Annotated in this window: 16 protein-coding genes and 1 other annotated feature; of the genes, 4 read left to right on the plus strand and 12 right to left on the minus strand. The window is 42.8% G+C overall.

Features of this window, described 5'->3' with window-relative positions; genetic code table 11:
• Nucleotides 1–26 precede the first annotated feature (26 nt).
• Nucleotides 27–258: a binding site (T-box leader), on the minus strand.
• A 59-nt stretch (nt 259–317) separates the two neighbouring features.
• The gene (gene acsA / locus MHH65_RS13680) at nt 318–2,042 is read right to left on the minus strand and encodes an acetate--CoA ligase (protein ID WP_034279536.1); all 1,725 of its coding nucleotides are present in this window, start codon (nt 2,040–2,042) and stop codon (nt 318–320) included.
• Nucleotides 2,043–2,197: 155 nt separating this feature from the next.
• On the opposite strand from acsA, the gene MHH65_RS13685 reads away from it, so the two are divergent.
• From MHH65_RS13685 to MHH65_RS13695, 3 genes are read left to right on the plus strand one after another with little or no spacing between them, the layout of a single operon-like run.
• Nucleotides 2,198–2,830 (plus strand): GNAT family N-acetyltransferase, encoded by a 633-nt coding sequence (locus MHH65_RS13685; RefSeq protein WP_034279534.1) that lies wholly within the window; start codon nt 2,198–2,200, stop codon nt 2,828–2,830.
• Between the two features lie 39 nt (nt 2,831–2,869).
• Complete coding sequence (locus tag MHH65_RS13690) at nt 2,870–3,511, plus strand: CBS and ACT domain-containing protein (RefSeq protein ID WP_034279532.1); 642 nt, start codon at nt 2,870–2,872, stop codon at nt 3,509–3,511.
• Nucleotides 3,508–4,668, plus strand: coding sequence for an acetoin utilization protein AcuC (locus MHH65_RS13695; protein WP_024424850.1), 1,161 nt, complete (start codon nt 3,508–3,510; stop codon nt 4,666–4,668). The genes MHH65_RS13690 and MHH65_RS13695 overlap by 4 nt, the downstream gene beginning before the upstream one ends.
• 44 nt (nt 4,669–4,712) lie before the next feature.
• Here the strand turns inward: MHH65_RS13695 and ccpA are convergent, their stop codons facing one another.
• The 11 genes from ccpA to MHH65_RS13750 form a co-directional block, all read right to left on the minus strand.
• Complete coding sequence (gene ccpA, locus MHH65_RS13700) at nt 4,713–5,714, minus strand: catabolite control protein A (protein WP_034279529.1); 1,002 nt, start codon at nt 5,712–5,714, stop codon at nt 4,713–4,715.
• 451 nt (nt 5,715–6,165) lie between these two features.
• Nucleotides 6,166–7,242: a bifunctional 3-deoxy-7-phosphoheptulonate synthase/chorismate mutase gene (locus MHH65_RS13705; RefSeq protein WP_034279528.1), complete on the minus strand. Its 1,077-nt coding sequence runs from the start codon at nt 7,240–7,242 to the stop codon at nt 6,166–6,168.
• Between the two features lie 221 nt (nt 7,243–7,463).
• On the minus strand, nt 7,464–7,787 hold the full coding sequence (ytxJ, locus tag MHH65_RS13710; protein ID WP_268414223.1) for a bacillithiol system redox-active protein YtxJ: 324 nt from the start codon (nt 7,785–7,787) through the stop codon (nt 7,464–7,466).
• A 33-nt stretch (nt 7,788–7,820) separates the two neighbouring features.
• Nucleotides 7,821–8,291, minus strand: coding sequence for a YtxH domain-containing protein (locus MHH65_RS13715; protein WP_034279523.1), 471 nt, complete (start codon nt 8,289–8,291; stop codon nt 7,821–7,823).
• A gap of 26 nt (nt 8,292–8,317) precedes the next feature.
• Nucleotides 8,318–8,737, minus strand: a complete 420-nt coding sequence (locus MHH65_RS13720; protein ID WP_024424855.1) for a DUF948 domain-containing protein — start codon at nt 8,735–8,737, stop codon at nt 8,318–8,320.
• A 223-nt stretch (nt 8,738–8,960) separates the two neighbouring features.
• The gene (gene murC / locus MHH65_RS13725) at nt 8,961–10,259 is read right to left on the minus strand and encodes a UDP-N-acetylmuramate--L-alanine ligase (RefSeq protein ID WP_025092288.1); all 1,299 of its coding nucleotides are present in this window, start codon (nt 10,257–10,259) and stop codon (nt 8,961–8,963) included.
• A 301-nt stretch (nt 10,260–10,560) separates the two neighbouring features.
• A complete protein-coding gene (locus tag MHH65_RS13730) occupies nt 10,561–13,293 on the minus strand; it encodes a DNA translocase FtsK (RefSeq protein ID WP_326848844.1) in 2,733 nt (910 codons plus the stop codon).
• A gap of 195 nt (nt 13,294–13,488) precedes the next feature.
• Nucleotides 13,489–14,094 (minus strand): YtpR family tRNA-binding protein, encoded by a 606-nt coding sequence (gene ytpR / locus MHH65_RS13735; protein ID WP_024424858.1) that lies wholly within the window; start codon nt 14,092–14,094, stop codon nt 13,489–13,491.
• A 16-nt stretch (nt 14,095–14,110) separates the two neighbouring features.
• Complete coding sequence (locus MHH65_RS13740) at nt 14,111–14,923, minus strand: DUF1444 domain-containing protein (RefSeq protein ID WP_034279516.1); 813 nt, start codon at nt 14,921–14,923, stop codon at nt 14,111–14,113.
• A 20-nt stretch (nt 14,924–14,943) separates the two neighbouring features.
• On the minus strand, nt 14,944–15,264 hold the full coding sequence (locus MHH65_RS13745; RefSeq protein ID WP_024424860.1) for a thioredoxin family protein: 321 nt from the start codon (nt 15,262–15,264) through the stop codon (nt 14,944–14,946).
• Nucleotides 15,251–16,279, minus strand: coding sequence for a PTS sugar transporter subunit IIC (locus MHH65_RS13750; protein WP_268414226.1), 1,029 nt, complete (start codon nt 16,277–16,279; stop codon nt 15,251–15,253). The genes MHH65_RS13745 and MHH65_RS13750 overlap by 14 nt, the downstream gene beginning before the upstream one ends.
• A 200-nt stretch (nt 16,280–16,479) precedes the next feature.
• On the opposite strand from MHH65_RS13750, the gene MHH65_RS13755 reads away from it, so the two are divergent.
• A complete protein-coding gene (locus tag MHH65_RS13755) occupies nt 16,480–16,926 on the plus strand; it encodes a YtoQ family protein (protein WP_024426182.1) in 447 nt (148 codons plus the stop codon).
• The last annotated feature ends 33 nt before the right edge of the window (nt 16,927–16,959 follow it).

Here is a 16,959-nt window from a genome sequence, read left to right on the forward strand (position 1 = left end):
AACAAAAAAACGCCCCTTCGAATGAACGAAGGGACGATATATATCGCGGTACCACCCTGCTTAAAAGACAAAAAATCTCGTCTTTTCACTTACACTGATAACGGACAGATCCGTTCTTTCACTAATCAGGGCATGCTCCTTTTCGTAAAAGCGGTTCGTGAGGGTAATTCGAATATCTCTTTGTACTGACTCGCACCAGCCGTCAGCTCTCTTCAACAGGGAAAGATCATTCTACTGAATCTCAGTCAAAACCTTTTCATATTCAACTAATGTCATTTTTAACACACTTTTGATATCAAGTCAACTGATGAAAAAATTTAATCTTCCATTGTCGAAAGGTCGCCAGCAGGTAAATTCAGCTCCCACGCCTTTAGCACACGTCTCATAATTTTTCCGCTTCTCGTTTTCGGCAGTTTGTCTTTGAACTCAATTTCTCGCGGTGCCGCATGTGCTGCGAGTCCTTTTTTCACAAATGTACGAATCTCTTCTTTCAGCTCATCTGTCGGTTCATATCCGCTTCTAAGCGCTATAAATGCTTTAATAATTTCACCGCGGACCGGATCTGGCTTTCCAATGACACCAGCCTCCGCAATAGCTGGATGTTCGACCAGTTTACTTTCCACCTCAAATGGACCGACCCGCTCTCCTGACGTCATGATGACATCATCGACACGTCCCTGGAACCAAAAGTATCCGTCTTCGTCCATATAAGCTGAATCTCCTGAAACATACCAATCTCCCGGCATAAAGTAAGATTCATATTTTTCAGGATTGTTCCAGATCGTATGCATCATAGAAGGCCAGCCTTTTTTAATCGCAAGGTTGCCCATCCGGTATGGCGGAAGTTCATTTCCTGCATTATCAACAATCGCTGCTTCTACGCCTGGAATCGGTTTTCCCATCGAACCTGGCTTGATGTCCATGCATGGATAATTACAAATCAGCTGTGCACCCGTTTCTGTCATCCACCAAGTGTCGTGAATTCGCTTGCCAAAAACAGCATCTCCCCAGCGGATGACTTCTGGATTAAGCGGCTCTCCCACACTTAAGACATGGCGGAGCGAGCTGAGGTCATATTTTTGAATGAGATCATCCCCTGCCCCCATGAGCATTCTAAAGGCGGTCGGGGCACTGTACCAAACGGTTACACCGAGTGATTCAATGGTTTCATACCACGTATCAGGATTAAACCGGCCGCCTAAAATCACATTCGTCGCCCCATTTAACCACGGTGAAAAAATACCGTACACTGTGCCTGTAACCCAGCCTGGATCAGCTGTACACCAGTAAACGTCATCCTCTTTCAAGTCAAGCACCCATTTACCAGTCTGGCCTTGCTGGACCATTGCACCATGGACATGAAGCACACCTTTTGGCGTCCCAGTAGATCCTGATGTGTAATGAAGCAGGAAGCCGTCTTTTTCATCCATCCATTCAATCTCAAGCTCCTTTGCTGCCTCCTCAAACGCCTTTTCATAGTGAATTGTCCGCACGCCATCGACGTCTTCGTTTTCACCGCCGACAATGATGACAGATTCAAGCTTCGGAAGCTCTGCAAATGGAATTCGCTCAAGCAAATCTGGTGTTGTCACGATCACCTTTGCCTCACTATTTTCTAAACGGTCTTTGACGGCACCTTCCATAAATGCCTCAAATAATGGGCCAACGATCGCTCCAATTTTAACTGCACCAAGCAAAAGAAAATAGAGCTCAGGTGATCTTGGCATAAAGATAAACACGCGATCCCCTTTTTCTACATGTGCCTTTTCTCTGAATAGATTCCCCGCTTTGTTTGTGTTGATTTTCATATCCCTGAACGTATACTTTTCATCCCGCTGTGAATCTTTGTAGTGAAGCGCCACCTTGTTGTGACGAAACGAGTCCGCATGTCTGTCAATCGCTTCATAGGCTGCATTTATTTTTCCTGTTTCATACCAGGAGAAGTTTTTTCTAGCTTCCTCCCATGAAAAATCTTTGTATGCCTGCTCATAATCATTTAAATGATAATCCCCTTTTACTGATGGTAGCGTTTCCAATTTCATCAAACAGTCCCCCTTTGCATACGTTTACAATGACCATTATAGTATAGATGACTTTTTTTCTCAATTTTTAAAAAACTTCTGATGAAACCGTTTTAATTATTGCAAGTTTTAAGATAGAATAGAGACGACTCACTAGAATTAGGGGCGGTGGATACGTGGAGCATCCTAAAACTTATTATTCAAAAACCATTGAGCGCGAAACAGGTTCCATCCTGGTTGAAGGACCGGTACCTGCATCAGAGCTTGCGAACTATACGTTTCATGAAGGACTAACGGCATTTCGCACGCCTGAGGAACAGAAACAAGCACTTGTTGAAATAGCAGATCTTCCAGAAGGACGTATTATCATTGCAAGAGCGAATGAGCTTGTCGTAGGCTATGTCACGTATTTGTATCCTGATCCACTTGAGCGCTGGTCAGAGGGCAAAATGGACAATTTAATTGAGCTTGGCGCGATTGAGGTCGCTCCTCCATTTAGAGGATGCTCACTTGGCAAGCATTTGCTTGATGTGAGCATGATGGATGAGCAAATGGAGAATTACATAATCATTACAACTGAATATTACTGGCATTGGGATTTAAAGGGGACAAAGAAAAACGTTTGGGAGTACCGCAAAATGATGGAGAAAATGATGAACGCAGGCGGTCTTGTCTGGTTTGCAACAGACGAGCCAGAAATCAGCTCACATCCAGCCAATTGTTTAATGGCCAGAATTGGGAAACATGTGAGTCCTGATTCGATCGAGCGTTTCGATCGTCTTCGCTTCCATCAGCGTTTTATGTATTAACGTTCAATTCGTTTTTTTGGCAAAGGGGATTGGTAAACAATGATGATTGAACAAATTATGGAGCGTGATGTGATCACGCTGCGAAAAACCGATACGATTGAAGAAGCCATTCAAAAAATGAGTGCACACCACATCCGGCATATCCCGATCGTATCTGATCAAGGGTCTGTCATTGGGATGGTGACAGATCGGGATATTAAAAATGCCAGTCCAAGTATTTTTGAAACAGAGAAAAGGAAGCTCTTTATTCAGCGGCCAGTAGAAGAGATCATGGTATTAGAGACGATCACTGCTCACCCGCTTGATTTCGTTGAGGAGATATCAAGTGTCTTTTTTGAGCACGGAATTGGCTGTCTTCCAGTGGTGAGACGCGGCAAGCTTGTAGGCATTATCACAAAAACAGATCTGCTTCGTACGTTTGTAAGACTGACAGGTGCAGATCAGCCTGGGTCGCACTTAGAGGTTGAAGTGGAGCAGATGACAGAAAGCCTCGCAGATATTACAGCCATTTTAAAGGAGCAGCATATTCAAATGCTGAGTGTGCTCGTGTACCCGCATGCCAATGAGGCATCTAAAGTGCTCGTATTCCGCCTTCAAACCATTCATGCAGATCATGTGACGAAGCTGATTCGCGCAAAAGGCTATAAAGTGCTCTGGCCTATGGAGCAGACGATCAAATGAAGGAAGCGACCTTTGTTTTTTCACCATCTTTTCAAACGTACCAATTTAACCAAGATCATCCCTTCAATCAGCTTCGTGTCTACTTAACTTATGATCTACTTCAAAAAATGAAGGCGTTAACAGAGGATGAAATCGTTGCACCGCGTATGGCTACTCTGGAGGAATTAAAGCTCGTCCATACAGCAGATTATATCCAGGCTGTGCAGCGGGCAAGTGAAGGAAAGCTGTCTACGGCAGAGGGTGAACGGTACGGTCTTGGCACTGAAGATACACCGATGTTCGCAGGCATGCATGAGGCGGCATCTCTCCTTGTTGGCGGAACATTAACAGCGGTTGACCAAGTGATGCTCGGTCATTCGCAGCATGCCCTCAATCTCGGCGGCGGGCTTCACCACGGATTCAAAGGGCGTGCATCTGGCTTTTGTATTTATAATGACAGCTCTGTGGCGATTCAATATATTCAAAAGACATATGGCGCTAGAATTTTATATATTGATACGGATGCTCATCACGGCGATGGTGTCCAGTTCAGCTTCTATGACGACCCAGAGGTATGTACGGTGTCCATTCATGAAACGGGACGCTACTTATTCCCTGGAACCGGACAAGTACAGGAAAGAGGCCACGATAAAGGCTATGGCTATGCTTATAATATTCCACTAGATGCATTTACGGAAGATGAATCGTTTCTCGAAGCATACCGAACAGCAGTGACTGAGATTGCTGCTTTTTTTAAACCAGATGTGATTTTGACGCAAAACGGGGCAGATGCACATTACTATGACCCGTTAACTCATTTATCTGCCACCATGAAAATATATGAAGAAATTCCTAGACTTGCTCATGAGCTTGCACATCAATATTGTGACGGCAAGTGGATCGCTGTTGGCGGAGGGGGATATGATATTTGGCGCGTCGTTCCAAGAGCGTGGAGCCGCATTTGGCTTGAGATGAAAGGCATTACACCGCCAGATGAGCTCCCTCAGGACTGGATTCAGGCATGGAATAAGCAATCGCCTGTTACCCTTCCACCTACATGGAAAGATCCTGACGATTTATATCCACCGATCCCAAGAAAAGCAGAAATCACAGAAAAGAATGCTCAAACAGTAGAAAAAGCACTCATGCCTGTTAGAAGAGAAAAGAAAAAGGCATAAGAAAAGCAGGCTTTCCCTCATGAGGTAAGCCTGCTTTTTTTGTTTTATTTTGTTGATTGTCTTTCTTCAATTCTGTGCGGAAGCTCAACAATTTGATCGTCCACTTGTTCTTTGTTCATCAGCTTTGTGAGCAATCTCATCGCAACAGCACCAATATCATATGTCGGCTGTACAACTGTTGTCAGCTGAGGACGCACCATGAGAGAAAGTCTTGTGTTATCAAAGCCAATCACTTCTAAGTCTTCAGGAATAGATACCCCTCTGTCTTGTGCTCCATGAATGACACCTAGAGCCATTTCATCTGTAGCTGCGATAACAGCTGTCGGCTTGTCAGACTGCTCAAGCAGATGAGCAAGTGCTTCAATTCCAGAATCATACGAGTAATCGCCTTCAGCAACGAGCGTATCGTCAAACGCTATGCCCGCTTCTTCAAGTGCTCGCTTATAACCTGCAAGCTTTCTCACGGAATTAATTGGTTCTGACATTGGACCAGAAACAAATGCAATTCGTTTATGCCCTTTTTCAACTAACAGCTGAACTGAGTCATAAATGGCCTGCTCATAGTTGATGTTGACGGATGGTGTTTGAGCCTGCTCTTCAACAGATGCTGCAAGAACAATCGGTACAGGAGAGCGCTTAAATTCTTCCACATGCACATCTGTGATATTTCCGCCCATAAAGACAATTCCGTCTACTTGTTTGCCGAGCATCGTATTTAACAAATGAAGCTCTTTATCTGTATTTTGGTCTGAGTTGCTCAAAATAATGTTGTATTTATACATCGTAGCGATGTCTTCAATACCGCGTGCTAATTCCGAATAGAAGATACTAGAAATATCAGGGATGATGACCCCGACTGTCGTTGTTTTTTTACTTGCTAGGCCTCGAGCCACTGCATTCGGACGATAGCCAAGGCGGTCAATCGCTTCAAGCACCTTTTTTCTTGTTGTTGGTTTTACGTTTGGATTACCATTAACTACGCGTGATACCGTTGCCATACTTACATTTGCTTCTCTTGCTACATCATATATTGTAACATTATTCACATAAATCACTCCTTCAAATACACTTCATATCTATAGCATTCACCAATTGGATAGAGACATGTCAGATACGAGGAAAATAATATCCTATTTGTCATTAAAACGATGAAAAGAGACACATAATTTTTCAATCTACATCAAAATGACATTCTTTTATGAAATTATACACGTTTTTTTGTCATATGAAAACGTTCCCTTTCTTTTTATAACTAAATTAAACAAACTTTAATCAGCTTGTTACCTGTAAATTGAATCATATTTCATAAAAAAACATTGAGAACGCCAGCTATGACAATGATCTTAGCAGATTCTATCGAATTTTAAAAATGAAAACATTGTGAACAAGCACTTTTTAGGGTTGCAATGTGCTTTCTTCCTTTCATTCCCAAACTTCATGGTATTTCTCCATCAAAAAACCGCCGGGCAGTTATCCGGCGGCTATTTCTATCTATGATTACGCGTGAATATTCACAAGTGGTCTTAACGCATCTAACCATTTTTCGAATTGTGGAATGTCCATTTGCTGCGCTGAGTCAGACAGTGCAACAGATGGATCTGGATGTACTTCTGCCATGACACCGTCTGCTCCAATCGCAAGAGCTGCTTTTGCTGTTGGAAGGAGAAGATCTCTACGTCCAGTTGAGTGCGTCACATCAACGAAGACTGGTAAATGTGTCTCTTGTTTTAAGATTGGCACTGCCGAGATATCTAGTGTATTTCTTGTCGCTGTTTCGTATGTGCGGATACCGCGCTCGCAAAGGATGATTTGATCATTTCCTTGGGCGATGATGTATTCAGCTGCATTGATGAATTCTGAAATGGTCGCTGCAAGACCGCGTTTTAAAAGAACTGGTTTCTTCACGGAACCGGCTTCTTTTAATAGCTCGAAGTTTTGCATGTTACGTGCCCCAATTTGGATGACATCGATATGCTCAATCGCTTCTTCAATATGAGCAGGATTGACAATTTCACTAATGACAGCAAGACCGTATTCATCCGCTACACGCTTTAGAATCTTTAGACCGTCTACACCAAGTCCTTGGAAATCGTATGGACTTGTGCGAGGTTTAAATGCGCCACCTCGAAGTAGTTTTAATCCCTGCTGTTTCGCTGCTGCCGCTACTTCTGCGACTTGCTCGTAGCTTTCAACGGCACATGGTCCTACGATGAAACGCTGCTTTCCATCACCGATCGCTTCCCCATTGATATTCACGATTGTGTTTTCTGGCTTTTTCTTACGAGAAACAAGAAGTGCTTTGCTGTGGTCATCTTCTTGAAGCTCTAGACCTGCTTTGAAAATCTCTTTGAAAATATGCTGAATCGTTGAGTTTTCAAATGGCCCATCATTTTCTTCAAGAATTTGGTTCAGCATTGTGCGCTCTCTGACAGGATCATAACGGTTGACACCTTGCGCTTCTTTTGCTTTTCCAATTTCTTTGACAATGTTTCCTCTTTCATTGATCAGTTTTAGAATTTGAAGATTTAGTTCATCTGCTTGCTGCCTCAATTTTTCTAGTTCATTGTTGCTCATTTTTGTCATCCTTTCCTCTGCCTGCTCTCGCTTTTTATTTTTTCATTCTTGCATGATAGGGTTTATTATAAACAAAGATTTCGGAATTGTCACGAAAATTTTCTTTATTACCCAAACGCTTTTAAGCGATAAAGTATTGTATGTAAGATTATAGCATACTTTTCGTTCAAGTAAACCTTTTTTATAAAAAAAACGTCAGCCGCTGCTGACGTTTCTTTCTTTTACAGATTATGTTCAAGCGCTTCTTTTGTAATACTTGAGTGAGAAGCATGCCATTTTACTTTTCCACCGCTAAAGACGAGTGCCTGCGGACTTTCGTGCTTTACACCTGATTTTTCAGCCACGTAGGATGAAAGCTCTCTCGTGTTTTGAATTTGCAAGAAATACGTTGGCACGTCTTCATGTTCAGACGCAAATGCTTCAAACTCTTGAAAAGCCGCTTGGCTGATTGGACATGTCAAACTGTGCTTAAAAAAGACAAAGGTCCCATCTTGATTCGTTAGTTGATCAAACTGTTCTTCTGTTTCAATGAGTTGTTTTGACATGATGTTCTCCTTCTTCACTTCGAGCAGTGAGAGTTAGCCTTTAGTAGATTGTTCTACTTTTTCTTTGACATCTTTGATGCCGTCTTCAATTTCTGATTTTGCTTCTTGTGCTCTTACTTTTGCTTCATCTGCTACATCAGATGCTTCGCTTGCCAAATCCGCTGCCGCATCTTCTGCTTCATTTTTCACATGATTAGCTTTTCCAGCCGCACGCTCTTTTATGTCTTTCACTTTGTCTAAAATCTGGTTTGACTGCTCTGCTACAAGCTGAGACAATTCAGACGTTTTATCTTTTGCAATCGTCACATATTCAGTGCCTTTTTCTTTTGCATCTGTTGTGAGCCGGTCTGTTTTTTCTTTTAACGCATTCGCTTGGGTGTTCAAATCATCGCGAAGCTCTTTCCCTGACTTCGGTGCTAAAAATAATGCTGTTGTTGCACCAACAATTCCACCAATAAGTGTTCCGATCAAAAAGTCTTTGCTATTGATTCCGTCTTTGCTCATGATTATTCCTCCTATGCGAATATGGTTTATTTTTGATGTTTACGCTGTTTCCATTTTTTATAAATTTCAAGTGCTGCGTTACTCCAGCTTACCACATCCGTCACTTTTTCTTGATTTCTTTCAACGGATGAAGAAACCGCACCAGCTGCCTGCTTTATGCTTGTATTAAATTGGTTGATCGAGCCGCCAATTCCCTGCACCGCATCCACAACTGTGTTAAGTTTTGCTGATTTGTCTTGAATATCTTCAGCAAGCTGATTCGTCTTATGTAGCAACTGTGCTGTCTCTGTGGTGATGCCTTGCATCTGACCTTCAAGACCTTCTAAAGTTGATGCAACATTCTTTAATGTCAGCTGTAAGGATTTTAATGTTTTGGACAAATAGATGACAAGAATGAGGAAAGCAATTGCGATCAGTGCAACGCTTAGATATAGAATAATAATCATCTGATACCTCCTTTGCTGCGGGCATATTCAATTCATTACCCTCTCGTTGTATCATTCAAACATCGCCTAGAATGACCGATTGAATAATAATTCTACACTTATTCGCTAATTCCTGTCCACAGCGAACGAAAAAAAGCGCCGCATGTTGACACATTTAGCCCTTTTGTCACATTTTATTCAAAATAAAAAAAGTGCCGTGTGAAACGGCACTTTTTTAAAGCATTTATACAGCGACTTTTTCATAAGCACGCAAATACTTCTGAATGTCTCCTGCTCCCATAAAGATCAGAATCGCATCTTCGTGCGTTTTCAGCACAGATGTATCTTCTTCCTCAATTAATTGGGCCTGCGGGATTTTTTCTCGTAAATCTTCAATGCTCAGCTTCCCAATGTTTTCGCGGGCTGAACCGAAAATATCACAAAGGTAGACATAGTCGGCTTTCTTTAGACTGTCAGCAAATTCACTTAAGAATTGCTGTGTACGTGTGAACGTATGCGGCTGGAAGACAGCCACAATATCACGGTCCGGATATTTTTGGCGAGCTGCTTCAATCGTGACTTCAATTTCAGTTGGATGATGTGCATAATCGTCAATTAAGACCTGCTCACCGACCACTTTTTCATTAAAGCGTCGTTTCACACCGCCAAATGTCGTTAATGCGCCTTTGATAAGCTCTACATCAATGGACTCATAGTGACATAATGCAATGACAGCTAACGAGTTGAGGACATTATGATTTCCGTAGGCAGGAATGTAGAAGGTATCATAAAACGTATTGCGTACAAATACATCAAATGTGGTACCTTCCGTATTTTTCACAACATTGCGTGCTTGGAAATCATTTTCTTCGTTGAAACCGTAGTACACAACAGGTACCTTCGCTTGAATCTTTGGCAGATGCTCATCATCACCGCAGGCAATAATGGCTTTTTTCACTTGAAGCGCCATGTTTTGAAACGCATCAAACACGTCATCAATATCCGAGAAATAATCAGGATGATCAAAATCAATATTGGTCATGATCGCATAATCTGGATGATAGCTGAGGAAGTGTCTGCGGTATTCGCATGCTTCAAAAACAAAATACTCGCTGTTTTCTTTCCCCATTCCAGATCCATCACCGATTAAGTACGAAGTAGGTTTGGCTGCCTGCATGACGTGAGCAAGCAGTCCTGTTGTCGATGTTTTGCCATGAGCACCAGTAATCGCAACGTTTGTGAATGAATCCATGTATTCTCCAAGGAATTTATGGTAACGAATGACAGGAATCCCTTCAGAAAGGGCGCGTTCAATCTCAGGGTGTGTATCAGGGAATGCATTTCCTGCGATGACCGTCATCCCTGGCTGAATATTATCTGGGTCAAATGGTAGAATTTTAATATTTCGTTCTTCTAATGCTTTTTGTGTAAAGATATGTTTTTCGATATCCGATCCTTGGACAGTATACCCAGTATCATGAAGAATTTGGGCCAGTGGACTCATACCTGTCCCTTTTATTCCAACAAAATGATAAACAGTCATAATTGTACCTCCAACAAACGTCTATCTGACTTACAGTATATGACGCTCATTTCAATTTGCAACTTGTGATTTTGCCTCTAGCTGATCACAGATCGCAGCTCCAAATAAAGATTTTTTCCGATCTTCCTATTCTAATCAATATTAACTATGATTAGTATCCGACAACTTTCCCATTTCTAACACCTGTTTCCGCTTATTTTACATAAAAAAGCGCTCTGACAGACATGCGAAAAGCGTCCAATTACAAAATTGCACCTATGTGCTATCATACCATGTTTATGAAAAAAATGAAGTGGTTTGTTTAGATCAACTGTTCTAAGTCACTCAGTGTCATGAGCACTTCTCTTGGCTTACTGCCTTTCGCACCAGAGATCATCCCCTCGCGCTCCATCATGTCAATCAACCTGGCTGCACGGTTGTAGCCAATTCTAAATCTTCGCTGCAAACTTGATGTACTAGCGCTATTCTGCTCGATGGCAAAACGGCAGGCATCCATAAACAATTCATCTTCGTCTGTAATCGCAGAGCCCTGCAGCATGAGTTCCTCCTGTTCAAAAAGGAACACTGGCTTGCGCTGCTTTCTCACATGTGCCACCACTTGATCAATCTCACGGTCTGATACAAAGTTCCCTTGCAGCCTTGTCGGTTTGCCGGAGCCATTTTCTAAGAAGAGCATGTCTCCTTTTCCGAGAAGCTTTTCTGCACCTGCCATGTCAATGATCGTTCTTGAATCCACCTGACTTGAAACAGAAAACGCAATTCTTGTTGGAATATTAGCTTTAATGAGACCTGTAATGACATCAACAGAAGGTCTTTGTGTCGCAATCAATAAGTGAATGCCGCATGCTCTTGCTTTCTGTGCAATTCGGCAGATGCTTTCTTCGACTTCATTTGGTGCGACCATCATTAAATCAGCCAGCTCATCGATCACCACGACGAGATAAGGCAGTTTTTCTCCCATTTGTTTTTCTTTCACAAGCTCATTGAATCGTTTAATTTCTCTCACGCCAGAGTGTGCAAATAGTTCATAGCGTCTTTCCATTTCATCCACTACCCATTTCAGAGCAGCAGTTGCTGTCTTGGCATCGGTGATGACTGGACTCACAAGATGCGGAATGTGGTTATACGGCGCTAATTCAACCATTTTAGGATCAATTAAGAGCATTTTCACTTCATCTGGTGATGCTTTAAACATGAGGCTCACTAAAATCGTATTAATGCAGACGCTTTTTCCTGAACCAGTGGCTCCGGCAATTAAGCCATGCGGCATTTTTTGCAGATCAACCACGACAGGCTGGCCTGAAATATCTAATCCGAGTGCCGCTGTTAAAGGAGATGGATTGTCTCTAAACGCACTGCTTCTGATCATTTCTCTTAAGAACACCATTTTACTATGCAGATTTGGCACTTCGATCCCGATCGTGTTTTTCCCTGGAATCGGGGCTTCAATTCGAATATCCTTTGCGGACAAACTAAGTTTAATATCATCTGACAGGTTCGTGATTTTGTTCACTTTGACACCTGGTTCTGGATGTACTTCAAACCTTGTCACAGAAGGTCCCTGTGTGACGTGAACAACACTAGCTCTTACGTTGAAATTTTTAAGTGTCGCATTGAGCAGCTCAGCCCGCTCTTTCACCCATGTGCCGTCCTCTTCTTTTTGAGCTGGCGGTACGTCTAAAAGGGCGAGACTTGGAAAAACATACCCTTGTGTATCGGCTGCTTTCTTTTGTCCTTGCACGCGCTGATCGCTTTTTAACATCATGACATTAAACGGAACCGTAGAGGTTTGCCCGCTTGTGCGTTGTGGCTGCGGGGATGTCTGTTTTGGTTCTTCTTTCTTGACTTCATGCGTTTGTTCTTGCTGCTCTGTCTGCTCTATAACCGTTTCTGCCGCTTCAGATGCAGTTTGTTCCTCTGTTACTTGTTCTACTGGCATCACTTGATCTTCTTCAATTTCAGCTTCTTGGACCAGCTGATCTTCCTGCAGGTCATGTTTGACTGGCTCAGCTTCTTCAAATGCTGCCGCAGGCGCTTCTTCTTGTTTGTCTTCTATTGGATCAGCCGCTAGTTCTTCCACCGGTTCTGCTGAAATGTTTTCTGTTAACGCCGCTTCTTCTGATGGCATGTCTACTTCCATTTCAATCGCTGGCTGCGAAGGTTCCGGTGTTTCGAAGGTCAACATGTCTATTTCCTCAGTATGATCTTCAAACTGATGGACAGGCTCGTCCTTTATTTCTTCTTCATCACCGGAGACAGTCTGTTCCGGCTCAGACTCAACGGGCTGCTTCTGATAGACTTCTGCTTGCTGCTTATGTACATCAGCTTCATGATGATCTTCTGGCTCGTTTTCTTCTTGCTGGACGAACGGCTCGTCAGTTAAACGTTCCATCGTCGTTTGAACATGATCTTGATAAGCGAGTTCTTCTTGCAATGTATGCGGGGTTACTGCTGGCTCTTTGTCCGTTCTCTCTTCTGCTGACGCTGAAGCCATTTCCTCGATACGTTTTTCTTTCTGTATAGACGGGATGTTCATTTGCTGTCTGACATTCCGTTCACGCTCTGCCTCTTCTGATAACAGTGTGACACGCTGCGCCGTTTCTTCTGCTGATTTCCTTTGAACTGAAGCTGTTCCTTCTTTTGCATCTGCCCGTTTTGGACGCATATCCTGATGATAGCCATAGATCGGTGATGGAATTTGCTCTGGCTTGAATGGCTTTTTATTTATATCAGGCTGAAGCGTTTGTTTAGGCTGATAGGTTTTCTGCTTTGCCTTTGGCTGGCTTGGTTTCACGCGTCTTCTCTCCTGCTTCACTCCATCACGCTGGGGTTCATCTGGAACGAGCGGAAAGCGAAAGTTCCCTTTTGGATATTCATAATACACTTTCGTATCTTCGATTTTTTTATATTCTTTATGCGGTTCAAAAGCTGGCTGCTTTGGTGCAGCTAGATCTTCTTCAGGTCTTGCAGCTTTTTCTTCTTTCTTTTCTTCTCCTAAAAATACACTGAAAAATTTATCTAACCAACTCATCATTTATCACTCACTTTAACTCCCCTTACGTTTTCTTGGGCGATTTTTAGTATACCATTGCTTTTTCATGCAGAAAAGCGAGAAAAGTGCCGCTTTATGCTGTTCATGCTGTTGTAGATGAAAAAAAGTCACTAAGTACGTACTTAGTGACTTTTGGTATAACACATTCTTCGCTCCTATGTGCCCGTTTATGGGAGGTTACGCTTTAAAGGGTTCGCCAGCTTGATGGCTTCCATCTAAAACAAGAATCCCTTTTTCAGCAGGTGCGTCTGGAAGATCTAACTCTTTTGCAGAACAAATCATACCGCTTGATGGAACGCCTCTTAGCTCAGCATCTTTGATGACCATACCGCTTGGCATCACTGCACCGACCTTCGCCACCACAACATATTGACCTTGGTCAACGTTTGGTGCACCGCACACGATTTGTAAGGTTTCATCGCCCACATCAACTTGGCAAATGTTTAATTTATCTGCATTCGGATGCTTTTCTTTTTCCTTTACATAGCCGACAACAAATTTTGGTGATAGATCCACAGTCAACGTTTCACTGACACCGTTACGGTTTAAAATTTCATTGATATCTTGAACAATGGTTTCAGAAAGCGGAACAGATCCGTTTTCTTCAATTTTCATGTAAGTGGATGCATTGAAGATATTAAAGCCTGTTGTTTCTTTTGTTTCTTGATTGAAGATTCGTACAACATCTCCAAACGTCTCATGACCTACTTCTTCTCTCGTCACATCTTTCAATGAAATAAGGAGTGTGTCGCCTACACCTTCTGCATTATAAAAAACGTTCATTCTTCAAAATTCCCTTCTACTGCTGTTTTGGTCTGCTTTTTGCAAGTATAAAGATCGGTTCAAGCTTACCCTCGTCATATAAAAATGACAATGCGGTAATCGGAACCGTGCCGCTGGCGAAGAAGCTCATCGACATCTGTCCTAAAATATCATAGCCTGAATCATTGCGAACATCAGCAATGATGAATACATCTTGATGGGGAACAGAAATTGCCATCTGCCCTTCTATTTTTTGCGCGTATTCTTGTAATAACGATTCATTTAAAAGTCTGCTGGCGTCATACCCGTCATTTGCACGGAAGAAATAAAACCGGTTGCCTGCCACTTCATCCATTTTCACTACTGTTTCTAGAGAACGGACGTTGAAGCTTGCAGTTTCTCTGATTCGCTCTTTTGTCCAGTTTTCCTTTTGGAGCATCTTTTCATCAATTAATCGGTAGGTGCTTCCAAGGTCAAGCGCATAGTAGATTCTCGTTTCTGCTGTATGCTCATCAAACACAAGCGGAATCCCATCACTTGATGCCTCAGGAAAGGAAGTGGAACGAATGACCGGATAGATCTGCTTTTCTTTTCCTGAGATGTGCTGCGCTTCGCCTTTCATGGCACTCAGCGCTTCTTTCACATAATAGACGATCTCATCGATGGTTTCATCAGGCTTTACTTCCCACTTTGCAATAATTGGCGGGAGCTCTAGTGTGATGCCTTTGCCTGTTTGTTTATCTTCAATACGAAGCGTATCTTTTTCCCGGTCAAACTCGTGTGACCAGCTGTCGTTCGTCAGACGGCTTTTGAGTTCATTCGCAAGCTGTCTTGATGTCATTTTTGCCATCGTTTTAGACTCTCCTTTCGTTATTTAGAAAGAGAATCTGTTAAAAATGCTTCAATCTCTTCCTTTGTCTTACGATCTTTGCTGACAAAGCGGTTAATCTCTTGTCCGTTTTTAAAGACTAAAAAGCTTGGAATACCGTAAATTTCCCACTCTGCACAAGTGTCAATGAACTTGTCTCTATCGACATAGAAGTACTCAAATTCTGGGTAGTTTGCTTCAAGCTCTGGCAAGAATGGCTCAATAAATGTGCAGTCCGGGCACCAGTCAGCTGAAAATAGCAATACCGTTAAGTCTTCTTGAATCACTTTTTGTAATTCTTCGTTTGATTCAATTTTTTTCATGTTTCATTCCTCCAGTTTGTATGGTTAAATCTCCGAATTGTATATAGCCTTTCTTTCTCATCCATTCTGATACTACCAAACTAATCACTGCCGGGCCAACGATATGCAAGAGAGCGATCGCCAGAAATACAGATGGATGAAATCCCATGACGGTCAGGGTCATGAGCTGTCCAACAAGGCCGCTCGTTCCCATTCCCGCTCCTGCCGCATTATTGACCATCCCAAAGCCAATAATACCAATTGGCGCGAGAATCAGACCAGCAATCGTCGGCGGAATCAGGATGAGGGGGTTTTTCACAATGTTCGAAAGCTGCAACTTTGACGTTCCAATGCCGACAGCCGCAAGACCGCCAAAGCGATTTTCTCTAAAGCCTGCAGCAGCAAAGCCGACCATTTGAGCACAGCAGCCAATCGTTGCAGCACCAGCAGCTGTCCCGCTTAAGTCAAGCATGAGCGCAAGTGCAGCACTTGAGATCGGAGAACTGAGAGCAAGTCCAACAATGGTCGCTACCAGCATGCCCATGAGCAGCGGGCTTTGATCTGTCCCCCACATGATGAGCCTGCCGAGCCCTGTCATCATGGCTTCAATTCCAGGTCCGATTAGGGCAGCGGTGAAAAAGCCAGTGATAATGGTGACAAGCGGCGTTAAAATAATATCAATTTTTGTCTCACCACTGACCAGCTTGCCTAGTTCCACACCAATTAATGCTGCGGCAAAGCTTCCAGCAGGCCCCCCAAGCTCTGCTCCTGCAGCGCCTGAGACAACACTTGCAAAAATGATCAAAGGAGATGCATGTAAACGGTACGCAACCGCTACGCCGATCGCCGGTCCCATGAGCCCCATGGAAAGGGTTCCCATTTTAATGATGAGTGGAAGTGATAACAGACCGCCTGCTGTTTTTAAAATCAGTCCTACCACTAATGTAGCAAATAGACCTAAAGCCATATAAGAAAGTGCATCAATGAAATACACCTTTGGCGAAAGGGAGATCCCCTTTCTTTTTAAATAAGTCATCAACGTCGTCTTCCTGCTTTCTCATAGGAAAGACGAAGAGGCCTGTCCTTCCCATTATATGTAGTATTCTTGCGATGAAAAATAGTCTCTACCATGAATATCATAATCATATTTTTTTTGCTTTATCAAGCACTTCTTGTGTAACATGAAGTGAAACAGGACAAACCTTTACTAAGTTTGTACAAAAGGAGGAGATCGTTATGCAATTAACTGTCTATTTAGCTGGAGAAATTCATAGTCAGTGGCGTGATGAAATCAAGGAGAAAAGCCAATCTTTGAAGCTGCCGGTGACATTTGTCGGTCCAATGGAAAATCATGACCGCTCAGATAACATCGGTGAGGATATTTTAGGTGAGCAGCCGAATGCCATTTTCAAAGATGATGCTGCTTCTGATTTGAACAATTTCCGCACTGAAATTTTATTAAACAAAGCAGATGTCGTCATTGCGCGCTTTGGTGAGAAATATAAGCAGTGGAACACAGCCATGGATGCATCTGCTGCGATTGCAAAAGGTAAACCTCTTATTTTAATCCGTCCAAAAGAGCTGCACCATCCGTTAAAGGAACTATCAAACAAAGCGAATATCACTGTGGAAACCGTAAACCAAGCGATCAAGGCGTTATCTTATGTGTTTGAACAGCAATAAGAAAAAAGGCTGCTCTCATTGAAGAAGCAGCCT

Source organism: Bacillus sp. FSL L8-0654, assembly GCF_038629965.1.
Taxonomy (GTDB): domain Bacteria; phylum Bacillota; class Bacilli; order Bacillales; family Bacillaceae; genus Bacillus; species Bacillus safensis.

Bases quoted from the DNA above. Each gene is read 5' to 3' on its own strand.
- acsA (WP_034279536.1), bottom strand. From the start codon at position 2,042: ATGAAATTGGAAACGCTACCATCAGTAAAAGGGGATTATCATTTAAAT.
- MHH65_RS13690 (WP_034279532.1), top strand. From the start codon at position 2,870: ATGATGATTGAACAAATTATGGAGCGTGATGTGATCACGCTGCGAAAA.
- MHH65_RS13695 (WP_024424850.1), top strand. From the start codon at position 3,508: ATGAAGGAAGCGACCTTTGTTTTTTCACCATCTTTTCAAACGTACCAA.
- MHH65_RS13705 (WP_034279528.1), bottom strand. From the start codon at position 7,242: ATGAGCAACAATGAACTAGAAAAATTGAGGCAGCAAGCAGATGAACTA.
- ytxJ (WP_268414223.1), bottom strand. From the start codon at position 7,787: ATGTCAAAACAACTCATTGAAACAGAAGAACAGTTTGATCAACTAACG.
- MHH65_RS13715 (WP_034279523.1), bottom strand. From the start codon at position 8,291: ATGAGCAAAGACGGAATCAATAGCAAAGACTTTTTGATCGGAACACTT.
- MHH65_RS13720 (WP_024424855.1), bottom strand. From the start codon at position 8,737: ATGATTATTATTCTATATCTAAGCGTTGCACTGATCGCAATTGCTTTC.
- murC (WP_025092288.1), bottom strand. From the start codon at position 10,259: ATGACTGTTTATCATTTTGTTGGAATAAAAGGGACAGGTATGAGTCCA.
- MHH65_RS13730 (WP_326848844.1), bottom strand. From the start codon at position 13,293: ATGATGAGTTGGTTAGATAAATTTTTCAGTGTATTTTTAGGAGAAGAA.
- ytpR (WP_024424858.1), bottom strand. From the start codon at position 14,094: ATGAACGTTTTTTATAATGCAGAAGGTGTAGGCGACACACTCCTTATT.
- MHH65_RS13740 (WP_034279516.1), bottom strand. From the start codon at position 14,923: ATGGCAAAAATGACATCAAGACAGCTTGCGAATGAACTCAAAAGCCGT.
- MHH65_RS13745 (WP_024424860.1), bottom strand. From the start codon at position 15,264: ATGAAAAAAATTGAATCAAACGAAGAATTACAAAAAGTGATTCAAGAA.
- MHH65_RS13750 (WP_268414226.1), bottom strand. From the start codon at position 16,279: ATGACTTATTTAAAAAGAAAGGGGATCTCCCTTTCGCCAAAGGTGTAT.
- MHH65_RS13755 (WP_024426182.1), top strand. From the start codon at position 16,480: ATGCAATTAACTGTCTATTTAGCTGGAGAAATTCATAGTCAGTGGCGT.